This is a genomic window from Streptomyces sp. NPDC016851, from assembly GCF_055562795.1.
Genome location: NZ_JBVHEP010000029.1, coordinates 51,785 through 71,010, shown reverse-complemented (window position 1 = coordinate 71,010; position 19,226 = coordinate 51,785). Strand labels below are relative to the sequence as shown.

Sequence of the window (19,226 nt, the reverse complement as noted above, 5' to 3'; positions counted from 1 at the left end):
GCGTTCAAGGACGGTTAGCGCCCACAGCCTATTTCAGGAGCGCGCGGCACTGTGCCAGGCAGGTGGTGTCCGCTACGCCTTGCTGTGCGAGAACAGCTTCAGCACCGGCACACCGACCTTGTGCCGCGCCCGGGAGGCCCAGTCCCGGTGGAAGAACTCCTCCACGTAATGGGGGTCGGTCAGCACGATGACCTCGTCCGCGCCGACCTCCTCCACCAGTGACTTCAGCGCGTCCAGCGGATGATCCTCGATCAGCCGCCCCTCGGCCCCGCTCCCGGAGGCCCGCAGCGCCGCGAGCGAGACCTCCAGCGCCCGCTGCCCGACACTCAGCGCTTCCTCGCCCTCCGGCGTCTCCCCCTCGCGGACGGCCTCGTCGAGCTCGCCGAGCGCGACGTCGTCGATAGCCCGCAGCAGCCGGTCCGCCTGCTCGCCGCGCGGCTGGAGCAGCACCTGGAAGGCGACCGGCTCCTCCCCGTGCAACGTCGTGACGAACTCCACGTCGGCGGACGTCAGGGCTTTCTCGATCATCAATACGCTTGTGAACACCAGGCGCCCCTTCTGTTCCCGGGGGCCCGCGGCCCCACTCCTCCGTGGGCCGCCCCGGCCCTGCGGAAACCATCCTGCCCCGTGGTCGCAGGGGCACTGCCGGATCCAGTGTGCCCTCCGGAAACCAAACGGAACGGCATATTCCGCCGATTACCGGACCGGCGGCGGCCATCGCACCGATTCCGGACCTACCGACCGGTTCGGTTTCCCGGCCGCCGAGACCTGTACCCCGTGCCGCGCGGATCAGTACCTCAGGATCGCCCGTACCGCGTGTACAGGAAGCCGTCCTCCTCCAGCATCGACACCAGCCTGAAGCGCTGCGGCACCGTGACGGCGGGCCCTCCGGCGATGCGCTGCGCGTCGCCCGCCGTGAGCAGCGGGGAGACGGTCAGGCACAGCTCGTCGAGCACACCGGCCGCCACCAGCTGCCCGAGCAGCCGCGGGCCGCCCTCGGTCAGCAGCCGGGTGTAACCGAGGGCGGCGAGGGCCCGGACGGCACGGGCCGGGTCCACGCCGATGCCGTCCCCGGCGGTGACCACCCGGGCGCCCGCCTTCTCGGCGGCGGCGACCCGGTCCGGGGCGGCCGAGGCCCCCGTGAGGATCAGGGTGGGCACCAGGGGCGAGGTGAACAGGGGCAGCGAGAAGTCCAGGTCCAGGCTGGCGGAGACCACCGCGATCGCGGGCGCGGGACCCTGCCCGGCCGCCTCCCGCCGCTCCGCGAACTCCTCACGCGCGCGTGCCGGCCGGTAGCCCTCCTGGCGCACCGTCTGCGCGCCGACGACCACGACGTCCGCCAGCGCCCGCAGGGTGCCGAAGATCCGCATGTCGGTCTTGCTGGAGATGGGCTGCGAACGGCCGTCGTGCTGGGCGGCCCCGTCCAGCGTGGACACCATGTTGGCGCGCAGCCACGGCAGCGGCCCGCCGGGCCCCGCCGCGGGATAGGCGTACGCGGCGGCCAGCTCGGCCAGACTCCACTCCCGTCCGGCCCCGCCGCGATCCTCTTCCCCGGGCCCGGCGCCCGAGCCCGGAGCTGCTGTTTCATCGGTCACAGGGAACAGACGTCGCATGCCGTGCAGTGTTCCACGCCCCGTAGCATGGTGAACCGTGTCCTCCTCCCCAGCCCCCTCCGGAACCGGCCCCATGACCGACGCGGCCCCGCTCTCGCTGTGCGCCCGTGAGCCGCACGTGCCCGCGGACCGGCTGGTCGCCGAGATGGTTCCGCCGCCGCGGTTCGACTCCGTGCGGTTCAGCACGTACATCCCGGACCCGGACCAGCCCAGCCAGACGGAGGCCGTCCGGGTCCTTGAGGGCTTCGCGGCGGGTCTCGGCCAAGCGGGCGATTCCGGCAAGCGGCGGCTGTTCGGGTTCGGCAGGGCGCCGAAGAAGGCCCCGGCCGGCCCGCGCGGCGTCTACCTCGACGGCGGTTACGGCGTCGGCAAGACCCACCTGCTGGCGTCCCTCTGGCACGCCACCCCGGCCGAGCCCACGCTCAAGGCGTTCGGCACCTTCGTGGAGCTGACCAACCTGGTCGGCGCCCTCGGGTTCCAGCAGACCGTCCAGACCCTGTCCGGCCACCGTCTGCTGTGCATCGACGAGTTCGAGCTCGACGACCCCGGCGACACCGTCCTGGTCTCCACCCTGCTCGGCAAGCTCGTCGACGCGGGCGTCGCGCTCGCCGCCACCTCCAACACGCTGCCCGGCAAGCTCGGCGAGGGCCGCTTCGCCGCGGCCGACTTCCTGCGCGAGATCCAGGGACTGTCGGCCCACTTCCGCGCCCTGCGCATCGACGGCGAGGACTACCGCCACCGCGGCCTGCCCGAGGCGCCGCCCCCGTACTCCGACGAACAGGTGACCAAGGCGGCGCACGCCACCGGGGGCGCGTCCCTCGACGCATTCTCGCCCCTCCTGGAACACCTGTCCCGCGTCCACCCCAGCCGCTACGGCGCCCTGACCGACGGAATCAAGGCCGTCTGCCTCACCGGTGTACGGCCGGTTCCCGACCAGTCGACGGCGCTCCGGCTCGTCGTCCTCGCGGACCGGCTCTACGACCGTGAAGTGCCCGTGCTGGCCTCGGGCGTGCCCTTCGACCAGCTCTTCAGCGAGGAGATGCTGAACGGCGGCTACCGCAAGAAGTACTTCCGGGCCATCTCCCGGCTCACCGCCCTGGCCCGCGACGCGGCCAAGCTGGCGAACGCCCGGTAATCACAACCCCGATATCGCGCCGAACCACCGTGGGGTAAGGGGCAGTTCAGGCCAGTCCACCTACGGTTTTCAGGCTCTCTTCAGCTTGAAACGTTAAGTTAACCCTGCAAACGACCTTGCAGGGTTAACGTGTTTCTTGACCAGTCATTGACCAAGTGTTGGTCAGTGCCAGACGTGCGAATCAGCTGAAGGGGGGCGCATGTACCGAGGTACGACGGCACGGACCGTGGTTTCACTCCTCGCCGCCGTCCTGCTCGCCCTTCAGTTCTTCGCACCGACGGCATCCTTCGCATCCGCGCACACGCCCAGTGAAGTCAAGGCCAAGGCTCAGCCCGGAACTGAACCCTCCGGCAAGTCTGCGCACCCCGGAACCAAGCTCTCCGGAAAGGCTCTGCGCGACGAGACAGCGACCTGCCGCGCCGGGCACCACGGGGGCCCGAACGGCCCCCTGCGGACCCGCGACCGGTTGCACAGCACCGACTCGGCGCCCTCGGCGCCCGATCGGCACCTGCTCAGGCACATCCCGCCGAGAGCGCCGGACCGGGCCACACCCGGCGTCGCGCACGAACGCACGTCGAGATCCTCGACGTCGCACACTCCGGCAGCACTTCAAGTCTTCCGCTGCTGAGGAACAGAGCAGTTCACCCCCACCTCTGTCATGCCCGTCCGACGCGCCCCCACTGCGCGCCAGGAGGAGTCACCACTCTGATGCAACCCCTCATCGACAACGCCCGCATGTTCGGACAGCGCCCTGAGGAGTTCGCCCGCCTCGCCGAGGGCCAGTCCCCCGACGTCCTGTTCATCACCTGCTCCGACTCCAGGGTCGTACCGGCCCTGATCACGGGCGCCCGGCCCGGCGAGCTCTTCGAGCTGCGCACCGCGGGCAACATCGTCCCCCCGTACGCCTTGGAGCACCCCACGTCCGAGGCGGCCACCATCGAGTACGCCGTGGAAGTCCTCGGCGTCAAGGACATCGTGGTCTGCGGCCACTCGCACTGCGGTGCCGTGGGCGCGGTGGTACGGGGCGACGACCTCGCCGCCGTACCGGCGGTGCGCGACTGGCTCGCGCACGCCGCCGAAGAGCCCAAGTGCGATGACCCGGCTGACCCGACGGTCGCCGAAGCCGTGCAGAACCACGCCCTCACCCAGGTGCTGCGACTGCGGTCGTACCCGTGCATCGAGCGCCGGCTGGCGGAGGACCGCATCGGCCTGCACGCATGGTTCTACGAAGTGCACACCGGAACCGTGTGGCAACACCACGCGGAGACCGACACCTTCGAGACCCTGTGAGGGACACCATGACCAAGTTCCCTTACCTGAGGCAGGACTTCCTCGCCTCCATCGTCGTCTTCCTCGTCGCCGTGCCGCTCTGCATCGGCGTGGCCGTCGCCTCCGGCGTCCCGGCCGAACTCGGCCTGATCACCGGCATCGTGGGCGGCCTCGTCACCGGGTTCCTGCCCGGCAGCAGCCTCCAGGTGTCGGGGCCCGCCGCGGGCATGACCGTGCTGGTCTTCGAGGCCGTCAGCGAGTTCGGTGTGGCCGCACTCGGCGTGATCGTGCTGATGGCCGGTCTGCTCCAGCTCGCCATGGGCTTCTTCGGGATAGGCCGCTGGTTCAGGGCGATCTCCGTCTCCGTCGTCGAGGGCATGCTCTGCGGCATCGGCCTGGTGATCATCGCCGGGCAGATCTACGCGGCGGCGGGCCTGAAGGCGCCGGAGTCCGGCATAGGCAAGATCGCGGGGCTGCCGGGGGCGTTCACCGACGCGCTGGGCAGCACCGAGGCCATGACCTCGCTCGCGATCGGCGCGGGCACCATCGCCGTCATCGTGCTGTGGAAGAAGCTGCCGAAGGCCGTGCAGTCCGTGCCGGGCGCCCTCGCGGCGGTGGTCCTGGCCACGCTCGCCACGCTCGCCTTCAGCCTGCCGGTCGCCACGGTCGAGGTGGAGGGCCTCCTCGGGGTCATCCAGCCGCCCGGGACCGACGCCCTCGGCCAGCTGGCCGGTCCGGCCATCTGGGGCACGATCATCGCGTTCGCGCTCATAGCCTCCGCGGAGAGCCTGTTCAGCGCGGCGGCCGTGGACCGGCTGCACGACGGTCCGCGCACCCAGTACAACAAGGAGATGATCGCCCAGGGCGCGGGCAACACCGTGTGCGGTCTGCTCGGCGCGCTGCCCATGACCGCGGTGATCGTCCGCAGCTCGGCGAACGTCAACGCGGGTGCGAAGACCAAGGCGTCCCGTGTGCTGCACGGCGTGTGGCTGCTGCTGTTCGCCGCCGCCATGCCGTGGGCCCTGGCCCTGATCCCGCTGCCCGCCCTGGCCGGCATCCTGGTGCACGCGGGCTGGAAGCTGATCCCGTTCCGCCAGGTCGTGGCGCTGTGGCGGGCTCACAAGGGCGAGGCGCTGATCCTCGTGGTCACCGCCGTGTCGATCGTCGCGGTGAACATGTTCGAGGGCGTCCTGATCGGTCTGGCCCTGTCGGTCGTCAAGACCGCCTGGGAGGCCTCGCACGTCAAGCTCGAGGTCATAGACAAGGGCGCCGGTCCGATCCAGGCGTACCTGTCGGGCAACGCGACGTTCCTGCGGCTGCCGAAGATCCTCGACAGCCTGGAGAGCCTGCCGCAGGACCGCCCGGTCGAGCTGGATCTCTCGGGTCTGCACCACCTCGACCACGCCTGCCGCACGGCCCTGGAGAGCTGGGCCGAACGCCACAGCGCGACGGGCACGGAGCCGGTGAAGGTCACGGAGCCGGAGCCGGCACCGGAGGCCGAGAAGGTCACGGCCGCGTAGTGACGTAGCCGGAAGCCACTCCGACCCCCTGGTCCGGGGCGCACCCCAGCGGTGCGCCCCGGACCTTCGCGTGTACGACCCGGCTCCCGGGGCATGGCCCCGACCCCTATTCCAGGCATATCGTTACAGCAACAGACGAATCGGGACCTCTGGACGGGGAGGTCGGCATGGTCGAAGAGCTGGTCGGGGCGGTAGTGGCGGCCGGAGCCGGGGTGCTGGTGTATCTGGCCTCGGCGGCGCGGGTCGTCAAGCAGTACGAGCGCGGGGTCGTGTTCCGGCTCGGGCGACTGCACGGGGACGTGCGGCGGCCCGGGTTCAATCTGATCGTCCCCGCGGTGGACCGGATGCGTAAGGTCAACCTGCAGATCGTGACCATGCCGGTGCCCGCCCAGGAGGGCATCACCCGGGACAACGTGACCGTGCGGGTCGACGCGGTCGTGTACTTCAAGGTCGTGGACCCGGCGGCCGCGGTCGTCAACGTCGAGGACTACCGTTTCGCCGTCTCCCAGATGGCACAGACCTCCCTGCGCTCGATCATCGGCAAGAGCGAACTGGACGACCTGCTGTCCAACCGGGAGAAGCTCAACCAGGGCCTGGAGCTGATGATCGACAGCCCGGCGGTGGAGTGGGGCGTGACCATCGACCGCGTGGAGATCAAGGACGTGTCCCTGCCGGACACGATGAAGCGTTCCATGGCCCGCCAGGCCGAGGCCGACCGCGAGCGGCGGGCCCGGGTGATCAACGCCGACGCCGAGTACCAGGCCTCCAAGAAGCTGTCCCAGGCCGCCCAGCAGATGGCCGACACACCCTCAGCGCTCCAACTCCGCCTGCTCCAGACCGTCATGGCCGTGGCGGCGGAGAAGAACTCCACGCTGGTGCTGCCCATCCCGGTGGAACTGCTGCGGTTCCTGGAGAGGGGCCATCAGGAGTCGGCCCACCAGGAAGGGACCCACCAGGAAGGGGACCGGCCGGCACCGGCGCCGGCGGACCGCCCCGTCGACACGACCGAACAGGCCATCGACGAGCTGCGGCGCGCGGTCGAGCAGTGAGCCACGCTACGCGCGTGGTTCCCGCGACCCGCACCAGGTGATAGACACAGCGGGATCACAGTTCCTGTCCGCCAGCAGGAAGGTTTCCCCATGACCGAATCCGGTCGTATCACCACACGACGTCAGGTTCTCGCCGGGACGGGCGCCCTGGGCGTCGGGATCGCGTTCTCCGGTGCCCTGTCCGAACTCTTCGCCGGCACCGCCGCCGCCCAGGACCTCGGCCACGGCGGCGGCTACGGACCGCTCGTCCCCGACCCGAAGGGCCTGCTCGACCTTCCGGAGGGCTTCCGCTACCGGGTCCTGTCCCGCGAGGGGGACCCGCTGCGCTCCGGCGAGGGCGCGGTCCCCTCCAACCACGACGGCATGTCGGCCTTCGCGGGCAGAGGCGGCCGGGTCCACCTGGTCCGCAACCACGAGAACCGCGCCGACGGCAGGCTCCCCGTCCCGACCGTCGAGGGCCTCACCTACGACCCGGCGGGCAAGGGCGGCTGCACGGCCCTGACGCTGGACTCCCGGGGCCACGTCCTGTCGGAACGCGTCGCGATCGCCGGCACGGCCGTGAACTGCGCGGGCGGCCCCACCCCCTGGGGCACCTGGCTGACCTGCGAGGAGACCGAGGACAGGGCGGGCACCAACGGCTACACCAAGGACCACGGCTTCATCTTCGAGGTCGACCCGGCCGACCCGCACCGCACGGGAGCCGTACCGCTGACGGCGATGGGCCGCTTCCAGCACGAGGCGATCGCCGTCGACCCCCGGCGGGGCGTGGTGTACGAGACGGAGGACGCCTTCCAGAAGCCCTTCGGCCTGTTCTACCGCTTCCTGCCGGACAGGCCGCTCGGCGGGCGGGGTTCGCTGCGCGCGGGCGGCCGGCTCCAGGCCATGCGCGTGCCCGGCGTGCCCGACCTGTCCTCGATCCAGGACATCGGCGCGGAGTTCGGCGGCATCGAGTGGGTGGACGTACCGGACCCACTGGCGGCGCAGACCCCGATCCGGCTCCAGGACTTCGGCCGCGGGGGCATCACGCACGCGCAGAAGCTGGAGGGCTGCTACTGGGGCGGCCGGTCGGTGTACTTCGTGTCGTCGTTCGCCCGCAGCGCGGAGGGGTCGGCGGCCGACCACTTCGGGCAGATCTGGCGCTACGACCCGGACCGGCGACGGCTCACCCTGGTGATCGTCTTCGGCCCGGACACCGACATCCAGCTACCCGGGGAGTCGCCGGACAACATCTGCCTGGCGCCCAGCGGCGGCCTCATGGTCTGCGAGGACGGCAACGGCGCCCAGCACGTCTACGGCGTCACCCGGCGCGGCGAGGTGTACCCGATGGCCCGGGGCAGGCAAAACATCGGCACCCCGGAGGAGCCCGAGTGGGGCGAGTTCGCCGGGGTGGCCTTCTCGCCCGACGGCGACACGATGTACGTCAACTGCTACACCCCCGGCACCACGTTCGCGGTGACGGGCCCCTGGCGCCGGTAGGCACGGCTCCGCTCCCGTCCGGGGCGCCGGATGCGCGACCCGGCGCCCCGGCGGACGATCGAGGCACAGGACCGGAAGGGGGCCCGGTGACGGAGAAGGGCAGAGGGAAGCAGGACGGGGACGAGCGCGGGGCTTCGCTGCGGGAGCGGCTGCGCCTGCCCGCGGGTGAGCCGGTCGACCTGTCCCGGCACGATGCCGCCGCCACCCCCGGCGGCCCGGACGGCAAGGCCGCGGGCAAAGCGGCCACGGCCCGGATCGGTGAGCGGCTCGCCGGCCTTCAGGAACGGCTGTGGGCGGCGAGCACCGCGGGTGACCGGCGCCGCGTCCTGCTGGTCCTGCAGGGCATGGACACCAGCGGCAAGGGCGGCACGGTCAAGCACGTCATCGGGCTGCTCAACCCGGCCGGCTGCCGGATCACGGCGTTCAGGGCTCCGACCGCCGAGGAACGCGCGCACTCCTTCCTGTGGCGCGTGGAGAAGGCGCTCCCGCTCCCCGGCGAACTGGGGATCTTCGACCGCTCGCACTACGAGGACGTGCTGGTCGCCCGGGTCCGGGAGCTCGCGCCACGCGCCGTGGTCGAGAGCCGCTACGAGCGGATCAACCGTTTCGAGCGGTCCCTCGCAGACGACGGCGTGACGCTGGTGAAGTGCTTCCTGCACATCTCCTACGACGAGCAGCGCCGCCGCCTGCTCAGGCGCCTCGACAAGCCGGAGAAGCGCTGGAAGTTCGCCCCGTCCGACATCGACGACCGCGCTCTGTGGCCCGCGTACCAGGACGCCTACGAGAGGGCCCTGGAGCGCTGCGGCACCTCGTGCGCGCCCTGGTACCTGGTTCCGGCCGACCACAAGTGGTACCGCAACTGGGCGGTCAGCACGCTGCTCCTGGAGCATCTGCGGGAGCTGGATCCGCGGTATCCGGAGCCGGACTTCGACGTGGCGGAGTGCCGGAAACGGCTGCTGCGGGAGTCCTGACCGGGGCGGTGGCCCTGACCGGTGCGGCGGTCCTGATCCGTTCGGTCAGGCGGCCAGCAGGGCGTCGATCTGGCCGACGGCCTCCTTCAGGCCCTCCTCCATGCCCATGGAGACCAGCTGCTCCATCTGCTCACGGGAGTCGAAGAGGGAGCGCATCTCCATCCGGGTGCCGCCGCCCTGCTCGCTGAGCCGCACCGTCACGGACATGGTCGGCATGTCGTCCTTGGGCTTTCCGTCGTCGTCGGCGAAGCCGTCGGTGAACTCCAGGGAGGTCGGCTCGCTGACCGAGGTGATCCGCCACCAGCCGCGGTGCCGGTCGCCCTCCGGGCCGGTCATGAAGTACGTGACCTCTCCGCCGGGGGTCAGGTCGTGCTCCTCCACGGTCGCCGGGTAGGTCGGCGGGCCCCACCAGCGCTCCAGCTGCCGGGGGTCGGCCCACAGCCGCCACACCCGCTCCACGGGGGCGGCGAAGTCGGCGATCAGGGTGAGGGTGAGGTTGTCGAGGTCCTTGTCGACACTGGTGACGCTCATCTCCGGGGTCCTTCCGGGGTGTCGTTCTCTTCGGTACCGGGAGCTCCCGGTTCTTCGATGCCGGGCTCTTCCGGCTCTTCCGGCTCTTCCCTGCCGGGGTCCTCCGCGAGCAGCCGGGCCATCCGGTCCACCCGTCCGCGCCACGCCGACTCGAGTTCGTCCAGGGCCTGGCGGGCGCGGCCCACCGCGTCGGGGTCGGTGCGCACGAGCTGCTCCCGTCCGCTGCGCTGCTTGGCTACGAGGCCCGCCCGTTCCAGCACCGCGACGTGCTTCTGCACCGCCGCGAAGCTCATCGGATAGGCCTCGGCCAGCCGCGAGACCGACAGCTCGCCGCGCACGCAGCGGCGGAGTATGTCCCGGCGGGTGGTGTCGGCCAGGGCGTGGAACAGCCGGTCCACCGTTTCGTCGTTCAGCTCATTCACATCTACAACCATTTGGTTGTACGTTAGCCTTGCCGGCCCCTTCTGTAAAGCGGCACGCCGATGCTGAAGACGGGCAGTCGGGGGTACCCGGTGGCTCATGAGCGAGAAGCAGCAGGTCAGCAACTCGTACTGGATGGAGACCGCACCGGACGGCCGTCATCCGGCCCTGACGGAGGACCTGGACGTCGACGTGGCGGTGATCGGCGCCGGGATCGCCGGACTGAGCACGGCGTGGGAACTGACGCGGGCCGGGCGGAGCGTGGCCGTCCTGGAGGCCGGGCGGGTCGCGGCCGGGGTCACCGGGCACACCACCGCCAAGGTCACCGCCCTGCACACGCTCGTCTACGACAAGCTGCGCCGCACCCGCGGCCCCGAGGGCGCGCGACTGTACGCCCGTTCGCAGTCCGAGGCGATCGAGCGCGCGGCCGGGATCGCCGGGGAACTGGGCATCGACTGCGACTGGGAGGCCAGGAGCGCCTACACGTACGCGTGCGACCCCGGCCGGGTCGACGAGCTGCGGGCCGAGGCGCGGGCGGCCGCCGAGGCCGGGCTGCCCGCCGCGTTCGTGGAGGAGACCGGGCTGCCCTTCCCGGTGGCGGGTGCGGTCCGGGTCACCGGCCAGGCCCAGTTCCACCCCCGCAAGTACCTGCTGGCGCTCGCCGCCGACCTCGTCGAGCACGGTGGGCGGATCTTCGAGGACACCACGGTGCTCGGACTGGACGAGGGTGAGCCGTGCCGGCTGTCGACCACGTCCGGGGCGACGGTGCGGGCCCGGGACGTCGTCGTCGCGACGCATTACCCGATCTTCGACCGGGCCCTGCTGTTCGCCCGGCTCACGCCGAAGCGCGAACTGGTCGTCGCCGGGCCGATCCCCGCGGACCAGGACCCGGACGGCATGTTCATCACGCCCGACGAGAACACCCGCTCGGTGCGTACGGCACCGTACGACGAGGGCCGGCGTCTGCTCATCGTCACCGGCGAGCACTTCACGCCGGGCACGGGCGACCCGCGGGCCGCTTTCGAACGCCTCACCGCCTGGGCCGTCGAGCACTTCCCGGACTTGAACGTCACCAACCGGTGGGCCACGCAGGACAACACTCCGACCGACACCGTGCCGATGGTCGGCCCGCTGCACCCGGGCGCCCGGCACGCGTATGTGGCCACCGGCTTCGGCGGCTGGGGCATGACCGGCGGCGTCATGGCGGGCAGCCTCCTCGCCGCGCAGATCACGGGCGAGGAGCGCGAGTGGAGCGGACTGTACGACCCGCGCCGGCTGAAGCCCGCCGTGCGGGAGGCGCCGTCGTTCCTCAAGACCCAGGCCAAGGTCGCCGGCCACTTCGTCGGGGACCGGCTGCGGCCCGCGCCGCCGGTGGAGTCCCTGCCGCCCGGCGAGGGGGCCGTGGTCCGCGCCGACGGCCACCACCGTCTCGCGGTCTACCGGGACGACGACGGCAACCTGCACTCCGTCTCCGCCCGCTGCACCCACCTGGGCTGCCTGGTCGCCTTCAACTCCGCCGAACGCGCCTGGGAGTGCCCCTGCCACGGCTCCCGCTTCGACACGGACGGCAAGGTGATCCAGGGCCCGGCGACCAAACCGCTGGAACAGCGGGACCTCTGACGGCCGGGTGACGCCCGCGGCCGACGCGCATAAGAGGACAATCCCGTTCATACATCTATACGGTGATCATCCTCCTCCGCCGTGTCGCCGCCGTGTGCGCCCTGAGCGCGGTCCTCGCCGCCTGCGGGACCGGCCGTCCCCCGCAGGCGGCCCCGCCGCCGGTGTCCGCGCCGCCCTCGCGCCCTCCGACCCTCGCGCCCGGCCCCGCCGGACTGACGCCGGTCTTCGAGCACGGTCCCCGCACCCGCGGCAGGACCGTCGCGCTCACCTTCGACGCCGACATGACCGCCGGGCAGGGGGCCCGGGCGGCGGCGGGTGAGCGGTTCGACCACCCGCGGCTGATCGCGACGCTGCGGGCGCTGAAGGTGCCGGCCACCGTGTTCATGACCGGGCGGTGGGCCGAGCAGTACCCGGACCAGGCCCGTTCCATCGGCCGGGACCCCCTCTTCGAGGTCGCCAACCACTCCTACAGCCACTACGGCTACACGCGGGACTGCTACGGCCTGCCGACCGTGCCCGAGGGGAGGATGCGCTCGGACGTGGAGCGGGCGTACGCCGCCTTCCGGAGGGCCGGTGTGCCGGAGCCGATGCCGTACTTCCGTTTCCCCGGCGGCTGTTACGACCGGCGGGCGCTGAAGGCGCTGACACCGGTGGGCGTGACCGCCGTGCAGTGGGACGTGGTCGGCGGCGACGCGTTCGAGTCGGACCCGGATGTGGTCGCCCGGCAGGTGCTGGACGGCGTGCGGCCGGGGTCGGTGGTCGTGCTGCACTGCACGCGCAGCGCCGCCCCGGCGACCGAACGGGCGGTGCGCACGATCGTCCCCGGGCTGCGCCGGGAGGGCTTCCGGTTCGTGAAGGTGTCCGAGCTGATCGGGGCCGTGGGCGCACGGCACTGACCGGCCTACGCTGGACGTATGAGCGAGGACGACTACTGCCTGATCGACGCGACCAGGCCGCCCCGGGCGGACGGGCCGCCGTACGCGGAGTGCGTGCTGTGCCGGGAGCCGACGGAGTACCCGGAGTCGTACAAGGGCATCACCCTCTGCCCCGTGTGTGAATGGCAGGAGGCGCAGCGCACCGCCTGCTCAGGGTGATCTGCGGGCGGCGAGCGCACCGGCCAGGGCCAGCGCGGCGGCCGTGACCAGGGCTGCCGCGGCCAGGGGCAGCAGCGGCAGCGGGACGGTGCCCGACCGTGAGCCGGTCACCAGGCCCTGCACCGCCGCCTGCGCCGGGGAGCCGGTCGCGACGAGGGACAGCAGCGCCGCGAGCAGCAGTGCCAGGACGGCACGGCCCCGGGAGCGCAGCAGCGGCCGGCTGGTGAGCGCGCCGACGGCCGTGCCGAGCAGGGCGCAGGCCAGGGCGGCGAGCAGCCCGGCCCCGCAGGCGGGGGCGAGCGGGACCGGGGTGCGGTGGTCCGAGGCGACCGGAGCGCTCAGCAGCGTCACGCCGAGGGTCGCGACCGTGCCGAGCGCCGCCGCGCCGGACGACGCCACCAGCAGACAGGCCACATGGGCGCGCGCGGGCCCGACGGCCGCCGCGACGCAGCCGCGCGCGGCCTGCGGCTCGGCCGTGACACAGATCCGCGCCAGCCAGGCGGCGACGGGCAGCAGCGCGGCGGCGGAGTAGCCGAGCGAGTCGAGCACCGGCTGCCCGGCCTGGACACTGATCGCGAGGAAGGCGGCGTACAGCAGGAACGGCGGCAGCCAGCGCTGGGAGCGCAGCAGCAGGGCGGCTTGGTAGCGCAGGAGGGCGGTCATCGGCGGCTCGCGGGGGCGTCGGCCTGCCGCTCCACACGCACCACGTGCCAGGGCGGGCGTGCCGTGAGCAGGGCGCGGAGCAGGACGTCGGAGTGCGGGGCGGGGACGGTGAGGCGGTGGCTGCCCGGCGCGGTCTCCTCGGCGGCGGTGACGGTCCGCCGCACGTCGTCGGGCAGCCGTCCGTCCGGCGGGCCCTGGACCTCGACCGTGACCTGTGGTCCGGACGGCGGCGGTCCCGGCTCGGCGCGCTCGACGAGGCTCCCGTCGCGCACGGTGTACGTCGCGTCGGGCAGTCCCGCGAGGCGGCGCGGGTCGTGGTCGACGAACACCACGGATCCGCCCGCCGCCGTGCGTTCGGCGACCGCCCGCTCCAACTCGGCGCGGGCGTCGGTGTCCAGGCCGGTCCACGCCTCGTCCAGCACGAGCAGCTCCGGCTCGGCGAGCAGGGCCTGGGCGACCGCGACCTTCTGGCTGCTGCCTTTCGACAGCCGTGCCATGGGCGTATCGGCGTAGGCGGCGGCCCCGAGGCGCTCCAGCCACTCGGCGGCGGCACGGGCGGCCCTCGTGCGGGTCAGGCCGTGCACGGTGCCGAGGTGGGTGAGGTAGCCGGCGGCGGTGAACGGCAGGGCGGGCGGGAACCGCTCGGGGACGTACGCGGTGCGCGGGCGGCCGGTGATCCGGCCCTCGCTGGGGGCGTCGATGCCGGCGAGCAGCCGCAGCAGGGTCGACTTGCCGGTGCCGTTGGTGCCCTCGACGCGGACGAGCCGGCCCGGGGCCACCGTCAGGTCGACGCCGCGCAGCACCCAGGGGCCGCGCAGGCCGTAGCGGCGGCCCGCGTTCTCCAGGCAGAGGTCGGGTCGCATGGGCCCATCCTCCACGATCTTCCGGCTGGCACACTGGGATTCGTGAGCGAAGACCCGACGCCCGTGAGTGACAGCCCCTTCCGTTCCGAGCCCTCGGACCGCGACACGGCACCGCAGTTCGTGCTGCCGCTGGTCGTGCGGATCGAGCGGGCGGACCCGCCGGCGCGCACGGACGCGCTGGAGACGGCCGCGCGGGCCGTACTGACGATCCTCAGCGACGAGCGGTCGGCCGGCGACGGCCCGTGGGCGCAGGCGGTGCGGGACTGGCAGGACGCGCGGATCCGCAAGGTGGTGCGGCGGGCGCGCGGCGCCGAGTGGCGGCGGGCCGAGGCCCTGCCCGGCATCACGGTCACCGGCAAGGCGGCCGAGGTGCGGGTCTTCCCACCGGTCCCGCTGGACGGCTGGCCCAAGGACCTGGCCCGCCTCCAGGTCTCCGGCACCGACCTGGACGACCCGGAACCGCCGGTGGAGGCGGACCCCACCGCCCCCGTGCTGTGGCTCAACCCCGACCTCGGCATGTCGGCGGGCAAGGCGATGGCCCAGGCCGGACACGCCGCGCAACTGGCCTGGTGGGAGCTGCCCGACGAGGAGCGGGCCGCCTGGCACGACGCGGGCTTCCCGCTCTCCGTACGGACGGCCGACCCGGCCCGCTGGCCCGGACTGACGCGCAGCGGCCTGCCGTTGGTCCGCGACGCGGGGTTCACGGAGATCGCGCCCGGCTCGTGCACGGTGGTCGCGGACCACCCGGCGCTGCGCCGGGAGACCTACGCTCCGGGCGGCCCGGCGGCCACCCGTTCGGAGTAGCCGCAGGCGCGCCGGTCGCGGCCGGGTGCTCCAGTGGGGTTACCAGACAACCCGACCAGGAGGCAGCCATGACCAGCGCCGCGCCCCCTCCCCCCGCTCCGCCCGCCCCCGACGACCGGAGGCCCGGCGGTTCCGGCGACCCCCTGGCGGCCGGGGGTCTCGCTCTCGGCGGCACCCTGATGGTCGTCTACGGCCTGTTCGCGGTGCTCCAGGGCATCACGGCCATCGCCGACGACGAGGTGTACACGAGCTTCGGCGAGTACGTCTTCGAGTTCGATCTGACCGCGTGGGGCTGGATCCACCTGGTCGTCGGTGTGCTCGTGGTGGCGGCCGGGTTCGGCCTGTTCACCGGGGCCGCCTGGGCCCGGGTCGTGGGCGCGGTCGTGGTCGGGCTGGCGCTGATCGCGAACTTCATGTGGCTGCCGTACCAGCCGTTCTGGTCGATCATCATGATCCTGACCGGTCTGTTCGTGCTGTGGTCGTTGTTCAACTACCGCTCCACCCGCGCAGTGTGACGAGCCGCCCGGGTCAGGAGGGCGGCGGACGCCGGTCGCGTGCTGCGACCACCGCGTGCAGCCGGCGCGAGAGCGCGGTGGCCGCCGCCGTGAGGAAGACGAACGTGTACAGGATCTGAGCGACCGCCACCAGGCGGGCCTCCTGCCCGCTCGGGGTGATGTCGCCGTAGCCGACGGTCGCGAGCGTGACGACGGTGAAGTACAGCGCGTCGACGCGGGTGCTCAGGCCGGTGAACTGGCCCGGCCGCTGGGCGAGGGCGTAGTACCCCGACGAGAACACCAGCACGGCCAGGCACATCAGCAGCGGGATCATGACGCCGGGCCGGGTGTGCGGTTTCTCCAGCACGACGTCGCGCACCTGGCGCAGCAGCAGCGCGGCCAGCAGCCCCAGGAACAGGGCGAACAGCGGCCAGCCCAGCCAGGAGCGGTCGTCGCCGAGCCCTTCCAGCGGGAGCAGGAAATAGGCGGTGCCGACGGCGCCCACCAGTCCCCCGGCGGCGGCCCACACCCACCGGGCCGAGGCCGGGGCCGCCTGTTCGCTGCCATCGCTCATGCGTCCGGTCTACGACGCTTCAGGAGGTGGCGCGACCCCGGTGCCTCCGTCGGTGGGGCCGGGGGCCGCCTGCGGAGCCGCTGCCGTCGGGGGCCCGAACCTCAAATGTTCCTCTGAAGGCGCCCGTGGCGGGGTTCGAGGGCGGGCGGCTGGGCCATACCCCCCTCACGTTCGAGGAACCGGCGGTGCGGAGGAGGGGACGATGGAGCGACTGGGGACGGGCATCGGGTGGCGACCGGAGATCGCGGACGCCGTGGAGCGCATGCCGGGTATCGACTGGGTCGAGACCGTGGCCGAGAACGTCTGCCCCGGGCATCTGCCCGACTCGCTGCGGCGGCTGCGCGAGCGCGGCGTCACCGTGGTGCCGCACGGCGTCTCGCTCGGCCTCGGGGGTGCGGACCGGCCCGACGAAGGGCGTCTGGCCGCGCTGGCCGAGCGGGTGGAGGCACTCGGCTCGCCGCTGGTCACCGAGCACATCGCGTTCGTACGGGCCGGCGGTTCCCTGACGGCGACGCCGCACCTGGAGGCGGGCCATCTGCTCCCCGTCCCCCGGACCCGGGACGCGCTCGACGTGCTGTGCGAGAACGTGCGCATCGCGCAGCAGGCGCTGCCGGTGCCGCTGGCCGTCGAGAACATCGCCGCGCTGATCTCCTGGCCGGGCGAGGAGATGACGGAGGGCCAGTTCCTGTACGAGCTGGCCGACCGCACGGGCGTCCGGCTCCTCATCGACGTGGCCAACCTGCACACCAACCACGTCAACCGCGGCGAGGACCCGGCCAAGGCCCTGGCCGAGCTGCCCCTGGAGGCCATCGCCTACGTCCATGTCGCCGGCGGCTTCGAACGCGACGGCGTCTGGCACGACAGCCACGCCCACCCCGTCCCCCGGCCTGTCCTGGACATCCTGACCGACCTCGCGTCCCGCGTGTCCCCTCCGGGGGTCCTGCTGGAACGCGACGAGAACTTCCCGGAACCGGCGGAGCTGGAGGCCGAGCTGGCCTCGATCCGGCGGGCCGTGGAGGCGGGGGCCGTCGAGCGGGTGAAGGCGGAGGTGCGCGCGGCGGGCCACGCGGTCGCCGCGCGGCAGCCGGGGGCCGCGCCCGGCGGCTGGAGCGAGGTCCGCGCCGCCGCCCCCGCGCGCGGCGACGGGGCGACGGAGCAGGGCCATGAGACCGGGGCGGCCGGGGCGACACGGGGCGCCACCGGCCGGCCCGAACACCGGGGCACCGGCGAGGCCCGGCAGCGGCTCGGGGTCGCGCAGGCCGCGCTGCTGTCGGCGCTGGTCGCGGGGACGCCCGTGCCCGAGGGGTTCGACCGGGTGCGGGTGGGCGTACAAGCACGGGCGCTCGCCGCGAAGCGGGCGGACGTCGTGGCGAAGGTCGCGCCCGAGCTGCCCGCGATCCTGGGGGCGGACTACCGTACGGCCTTCCTCGCGTACGCCCAGACGCAGCCGATGACCGGCGGCTACCGGCGCGACGCGCTCACCTTCGCCGAACACCTGCTGTCCGCCGGGCGGCCCGGGGACGCCGCGGCGCGGCGGGAGCTGCGGGAGTGGTGGCTGGAGCGGTCGGGACCCGCGCCCCGATCCCGGCGCCCGGTCCACCGGCTGGCCCGGGCCACCCGGAAGGTGCTGCTGCGGCGTTGACGCGGGGCCGTCACTTCTTCGACACGGCCTCGTCCTTCGGCACCGCGTCACCGGCGGCCGCGTCGCCACGGCCGTAGTGGTGGGTGGTGAACATGTACAGCACGCCGGTGCCGACGACGACCGCACCGCACAGCAGGACGATCCAGTTCTCGTACCACGGCTTCTCCGGGCTGCGGGCCCAGGAGATGTTGACGATGGCGAAGATGCCGTAGGCCAGCGCCCCGATGTTCACCGGCAGGCCCCAGCGGCCCAGGGTGAACTCGCCCGCCGGACGCCACCCCTTGAGCCGGGCGCGCAGCGCGGCCAGCACCACCATCTGGAAGGAGCCGTAGATCCCGAGGATCGCGAACGACACGATGTTGGTGAGGGCGTCCTCGGAGAACAGGGAGGCGAAGGCGATGAGCAGCGGCACGGCCGCGGACACGAACAGCGCGTAGCCGGGCACCGCGCGGGCATGGGCGAACCGCCGCAGCAGCCGGTGCCCGGCGATCATCTCGTCACGGGCGTAGGAGTAGATGAGCCGCCCGGCCGCGGCCTGGAGGCTGATCGTGCAGGACAGGAAGGAGATCAGCACCACGGCCATCACCAGCCGCGCCCCGGTCTCGCCCATGGCGTCGTACAGCACGTCCACCACCGGGTCGGCCACCTCGCCCGAGATGACCGCGTTGAAGTCCGTGACCGACAGCAGCAGCGACATGCAGGTGAACGTGGCCGCCGCGCCGCCGATGTAGATGGTGCGGCGCATCGCCTTCGGGATGACACGGCCCGGGTGGGCGACCTCCTCGGCGGTGTCGCCGCACGCCTCGAAGCCGTAGTACTGGTAGAAGCCGATGATGGCGGCCGCGAGGAACGCCGGCAGGTAGGAGCCGTCGCCTTCGGTGCCGTAGGTGTCGAAGATGACGCCGACACCGTGGTGACGGTGGGTGACCAGCAGATAGATGCCGACGACGAGCGCGCCGATGAGCTCGCCGCCGAAGCCGATGATGGCCGCCAGCGAGAGCGCCTTGGTGCCCATGTAGTTGATGAGGATGGCGACGACGATGAGCACGGCGGTGCACAGCACGGTGGTGTGCACGGTGGCGTCGAAGCCGAAGAGGATGGCGATGTAGGGGCCGGCGCCGTACGCGACGGAGGTGATGGTCACCAGCAGCGCCCACATGTACACCCAGCCGGTCATCCACGCCCAGCGCTTGCCCCACAGCCGCCGGGCCCAGGGGTAGACGCCGCCGGCGATCGGGTACTGGGCGACGATCTCGCCGAAGATGAGCGCGACGAGGAACTGGCCGCAGCCGGCCAGCACGAACGCCCAGATCATCGGCGGTCCGCCGTCGACGATCGCGATGCCGAAGAGGGTGTAGGTGCTCACCACCGGCGAGAGGTAGGTGAAGCCGAGCGCGAAGTTGGCCCAGGGGCCCATGTCCTTACGGAACTCCGAGCCGGGCTCTCCCGAGGAGGTGCCTGCCGCCGGGGCGGGGGGCTGCGAACCGG

General features: G+C 72.6%; 20 protein-coding genes. 12 read left to right on the top strand and 8 right to left on the bottom strand.

What is annotated here, in order from left to right; genetic code table 11:
- Positions 1–72: 72 nt before the first annotated feature.
- The gene (locus tag ACZ3I3_RS34915) at positions 73–546 is read right to left on the bottom strand and encodes an indole-3-glycerol phosphate synthase (RefSeq protein WP_466203036.1); all 474 of its coding nucleotides are present in this window, start codon (positions 544–546) and stop codon (positions 73–75) included.
- Positions 547–797: 251 nt separating this feature from the next.
- A complete protein-coding gene (locus tag ACZ3I3_RS34910; RefSeq protein ID WP_467371658.1) occupies positions 798–1,613 on the bottom strand; it encodes a pyrimidine reductase family protein in 816 nt (271 codons plus the stop codon).
- Between the two features lie 73 nt (positions 1,614–1,686).
- On the opposite strand from ACZ3I3_RS34910, the gene zapE reads away from it, so the two are divergent.
- From zapE to ACZ3I3_RS34880, 6 genes are all read left to right on the top strand, one after another.
- Positions 1,687–2,748 (top strand): cell division protein ZapE, encoded by a 1,062-nt coding sequence (gene zapE / locus ACZ3I3_RS34905; protein ID WP_467371656.1) that lies wholly within the window; start codon positions 1,687–1,689, stop codon positions 2,746–2,748.
- A gap of 708 nt (positions 2,749–3,456) precedes the next feature.
- Complete coding sequence (locus ACZ3I3_RS34900) at positions 3,457–4,038, top strand: carbonic anhydrase (RefSeq protein ID WP_467371654.1); 582 nt, start codon at positions 3,457–3,459, stop codon at positions 4,036–4,038.
- 8 nt (positions 4,039–4,046) lie between these two features.
- On the top strand, positions 4,047–5,537 hold the full coding sequence (locus tag ACZ3I3_RS34895) for a SulP family inorganic anion transporter (RefSeq protein WP_467371652.1): 1,491 nt from the start codon (positions 4,047–4,049) through the stop codon (positions 5,535–5,537).
- Positions 5,538–5,704: 167 nt separating this feature from the next.
- Positions 5,705–6,586, top strand: a complete 882-nt coding sequence (locus tag ACZ3I3_RS34890; RefSeq protein ID WP_467371650.1) for a slipin family protein — start codon at positions 5,705–5,707, stop codon at positions 6,584–6,586.
- A 90-nt stretch (positions 6,587–6,676) separates the two neighbouring features.
- Positions 6,677–8,062, top strand: coding sequence for a PhoX family protein (locus tag ACZ3I3_RS34885; protein ID WP_467371648.1), 1,386 nt, complete (start codon positions 6,677–6,679; stop codon positions 8,060–8,062).
- An 86-nt stretch (positions 8,063–8,148) separates the two neighbouring features.
- A complete protein-coding gene (locus ACZ3I3_RS34880) occupies positions 8,149–9,033 on the top strand; it encodes a PPK2 family polyphosphate kinase (RefSeq protein ID WP_467371646.1) in 885 nt (294 codons plus the stop codon).
- A 45-nt stretch (positions 9,034–9,078) separates the two neighbouring features.
- Here ACZ3I3_RS34880 and ACZ3I3_RS34875 read toward each other — a convergent pair whose 3' ends face one another.
- Together ACZ3I3_RS34875 and ACZ3I3_RS34870 are read right to left on the bottom strand one after the other, a co-directional pair.
- Positions 9,079–9,564: an SRPBCC family protein gene (locus ACZ3I3_RS34875; protein WP_467371644.1), complete on the bottom strand. Its 486-nt coding sequence runs from the start codon at positions 9,562–9,564 to the stop codon at positions 9,079–9,081.
- Complete coding sequence (locus ACZ3I3_RS34870; protein WP_467371642.1) at positions 9,561–9,998, bottom strand: ArsR/SmtB family transcription factor; 438 nt, start codon at positions 9,996–9,998, stop codon at positions 9,561–9,563. The genes ACZ3I3_RS34875 and ACZ3I3_RS34870 overlap by 4 nt, the downstream gene beginning before the upstream one ends.
- Positions 9,999–10,083: 85 nt before the next feature.
- Here ACZ3I3_RS34870 and ACZ3I3_RS34865 point away from each other — a divergent pair, with 85 nt between their 5' ends.
- From ACZ3I3_RS34865 to ACZ3I3_RS34855, 3 genes are all read left to right on the top strand, one after another.
- Positions 10,084–11,604 (top strand): FAD-dependent oxidoreductase, encoded by a 1,521-nt coding sequence (locus ACZ3I3_RS34865; protein WP_467371639.1) that lies wholly within the window; start codon positions 10,084–10,086, stop codon positions 11,602–11,604.
- A 62-nt stretch (positions 11,605–11,666) separates the two neighbouring features.
- Entirely contained in the window at positions 11,667–12,500 is an 834-nt protein-coding gene (locus ACZ3I3_RS34860) for a polysaccharide deacetylase family protein (protein WP_467371637.1), read from the top strand.
- Positions 12,501–12,518: 18 nt separating this feature from the next.
- On the top strand, positions 12,519–12,698 hold the full coding sequence (locus tag ACZ3I3_RS34855) for a hypothetical protein (protein WP_010034064.1): 180 nt from the start codon (positions 12,519–12,521) through the stop codon (positions 12,696–12,698).
- Here ACZ3I3_RS34855 and ACZ3I3_RS34850 read toward each other — a convergent pair.
- Both ACZ3I3_RS34850 and ACZ3I3_RS34845 read right to left on the bottom strand, forming a co-directional pair.
- Positions 12,690–13,361 carry an ABC transporter gene (locus ACZ3I3_RS34850; RefSeq protein WP_467371635.1) on the bottom strand — a complete coding sequence of 224 codons (672 nt, stop codon included), beginning with the start codon at positions 13,359–13,361 and terminating at the stop codon, positions 12,690–12,692. The two genes, ACZ3I3_RS34855 and ACZ3I3_RS34850, sit on opposite strands and share 9 nt — an antisense overlap.
- Positions 13,358–14,224 carry an ABC transporter ATP-binding protein gene (locus ACZ3I3_RS34845; protein WP_467371633.1) on the bottom strand — a complete coding sequence of 289 codons (867 nt, stop codon included), beginning with the start codon at positions 14,222–14,224 and terminating at the stop codon, positions 13,358–13,360. The genes ACZ3I3_RS34850 and ACZ3I3_RS34845 overlap by 4 nt, the downstream gene beginning before the upstream one ends.
- A 42-nt stretch (positions 14,225–14,266) precedes the next feature.
- Here ACZ3I3_RS34845 and ACZ3I3_RS34840 point away from each other — a divergent pair, with 42 nt between their 5' ends.
- Complete coding sequence (locus tag ACZ3I3_RS34840; RefSeq protein WP_467371631.1) at positions 14,267–15,028, top strand: aminoacyl-tRNA hydrolase; 762 nt, start codon at positions 14,267–14,269, stop codon at positions 15,026–15,028.
- Between the two features lie 68 nt (positions 15,029–15,096).
- Complete coding sequence (locus tag ACZ3I3_RS34835; protein WP_467371629.1) at positions 15,097–15,543, top strand: DUF7144 family membrane protein; 447 nt, start codon at positions 15,097–15,099, stop codon at positions 15,541–15,543.
- 13 nt (positions 15,544–15,556) lie between these two features.
- Here ACZ3I3_RS34835 and ACZ3I3_RS34830 read toward each other — a convergent pair whose 3' ends face one another.
- Complete coding sequence (locus ACZ3I3_RS34830) at positions 15,557–16,096, bottom strand: potassium channel family protein (RefSeq protein ID WP_467371627.1); 540 nt, start codon at positions 16,094–16,096, stop codon at positions 15,557–15,559.
- Positions 16,097–16,298: 202 nt separating this feature from the next.
- On the opposite strand from ACZ3I3_RS34830, the gene ACZ3I3_RS34825 reads away from it, so the two are divergent.
- On the top strand, positions 16,299–17,738 hold the full coding sequence (locus ACZ3I3_RS34825) for a multinuclear nonheme iron-dependent oxidase (protein ID WP_467371625.1): 1,440 nt from the start codon (positions 16,299–16,301) through the stop codon (positions 17,736–17,738).
- A gap of 10 nt (positions 17,739–17,748) precedes the next feature.
- Here the strand turns inward: ACZ3I3_RS34825 and ACZ3I3_RS34820 are convergent, their stop codons facing one another.
- Positions 17,749–19,155 carry an APC family permease gene (locus ACZ3I3_RS34820; protein ID WP_467371744.1) on the bottom strand — a complete coding sequence of 469 codons (1,407 nt, stop codon included), beginning with the start codon at positions 19,153–19,155 and terminating at the stop codon, positions 17,749–17,751.
- Between the last annotated feature and the right edge of the window lie 71 nt (positions 19,156–19,226).

What these genes read in the sequence shown, in the direction of transcription:
- ACZ3I3_RS34900 (WP_467371654.1), top strand. Translation starts at nt 3,457, where the DNA reads ATGCAACCCCTCATCGACAACGCCCGCATGTTCGGACAGCGCCCTGAG.
- ACZ3I3_RS34910 (WP_467371658.1), bottom strand. Translation starts at nt 1,613, where the DNA reads ATGCGACGTCTGTTCCCTGTGACCGATGAAACAGCAGCTCCGGGCTCG.
- ACZ3I3_RS34855 (WP_010034064.1), top strand. Translation starts at nt 12,519, where the DNA reads ATGAGCGAGGACGACTACTGCCTGATCGACGCGACCAGGCCGCCCCGG.
- ACZ3I3_RS34885 (WP_467371648.1), top strand. Translation starts at nt 6,677, where the DNA reads ATGACCGAATCCGGTCGTATCACCACACGACGTCAGGTTCTCGCCGGG.
- ACZ3I3_RS34890 (WP_467371650.1), top strand. Translation starts at nt 5,705, where the DNA reads ATGGTCGAAGAGCTGGTCGGGGCGGTAGTGGCGGCCGGAGCCGGGGTG.
- ACZ3I3_RS34830 (WP_467371627.1), bottom strand. Translation starts at nt 16,096, where the DNA reads ATGAGCGATGGCAGCGAACAGGCGGCCCCGGCCTCGGCCCGGTGGGTG.
- ACZ3I3_RS34875 (WP_467371644.1), bottom strand. Translation starts at nt 9,564, where the DNA reads ATGAGCGTCACCAGTGTCGACAAGGACCTCGACAACCTCACCCTCACC.
- ACZ3I3_RS34820 (WP_467371744.1), bottom strand. Translation starts at nt 19,155, where the DNA reads ATGGGCCCCTGGGCCAACTTCGCGCTCGGCTTCACCTACCTCTCGCCG.
- zapE (WP_467371656.1), top strand. Translation starts at nt 1,687, where the DNA reads ATGACCGACGCGGCCCCGCTCTCGCTGTGCGCCCGTGAGCCGCACGTG.
- ACZ3I3_RS34835 (WP_467371629.1), top strand. Translation starts at nt 15,097, where the DNA reads ATGACCAGCGCCGCGCCCCCTCCCCCCGCTCCGCCCGCCCCCGACGAC.
- ACZ3I3_RS34865 (WP_467371639.1), top strand. Translation starts at nt 10,084, where the DNA reads ATGAGCGAGAAGCAGCAGGTCAGCAACTCGTACTGGATGGAGACCGCA.
- ACZ3I3_RS34895 (WP_467371652.1), top strand. Translation starts at nt 4,047, where the DNA reads ATGACCAAGTTCCCTTACCTGAGGCAGGACTTCCTCGCCTCCATCGTC.
- ACZ3I3_RS34850 (WP_467371635.1), bottom strand. Translation starts at nt 13,361, where the DNA reads ATGACCGCCCTCCTGCGCTACCAAGCCGCCCTGCTGCTGCGCTCCCAG.
- ACZ3I3_RS34870 (WP_467371642.1), bottom strand. Translation starts at nt 9,998, where the DNA reads ATGGTTGTAGATGTGAATGAGCTGAACGACGAAACGGTGGACCGGCTG.
- ACZ3I3_RS34825 (WP_467371625.1), top strand. Translation starts at nt 16,299, where the DNA reads ATGGAGCGACTGGGGACGGGCATCGGGTGGCGACCGGAGATCGCGGAC.
- ACZ3I3_RS34845 (WP_467371633.1), bottom strand. Translation starts at nt 14,224, where the DNA reads ATGCGACCCGACCTCTGCCTGGAGAACGCGGGCCGCCGCTACGGCCTG.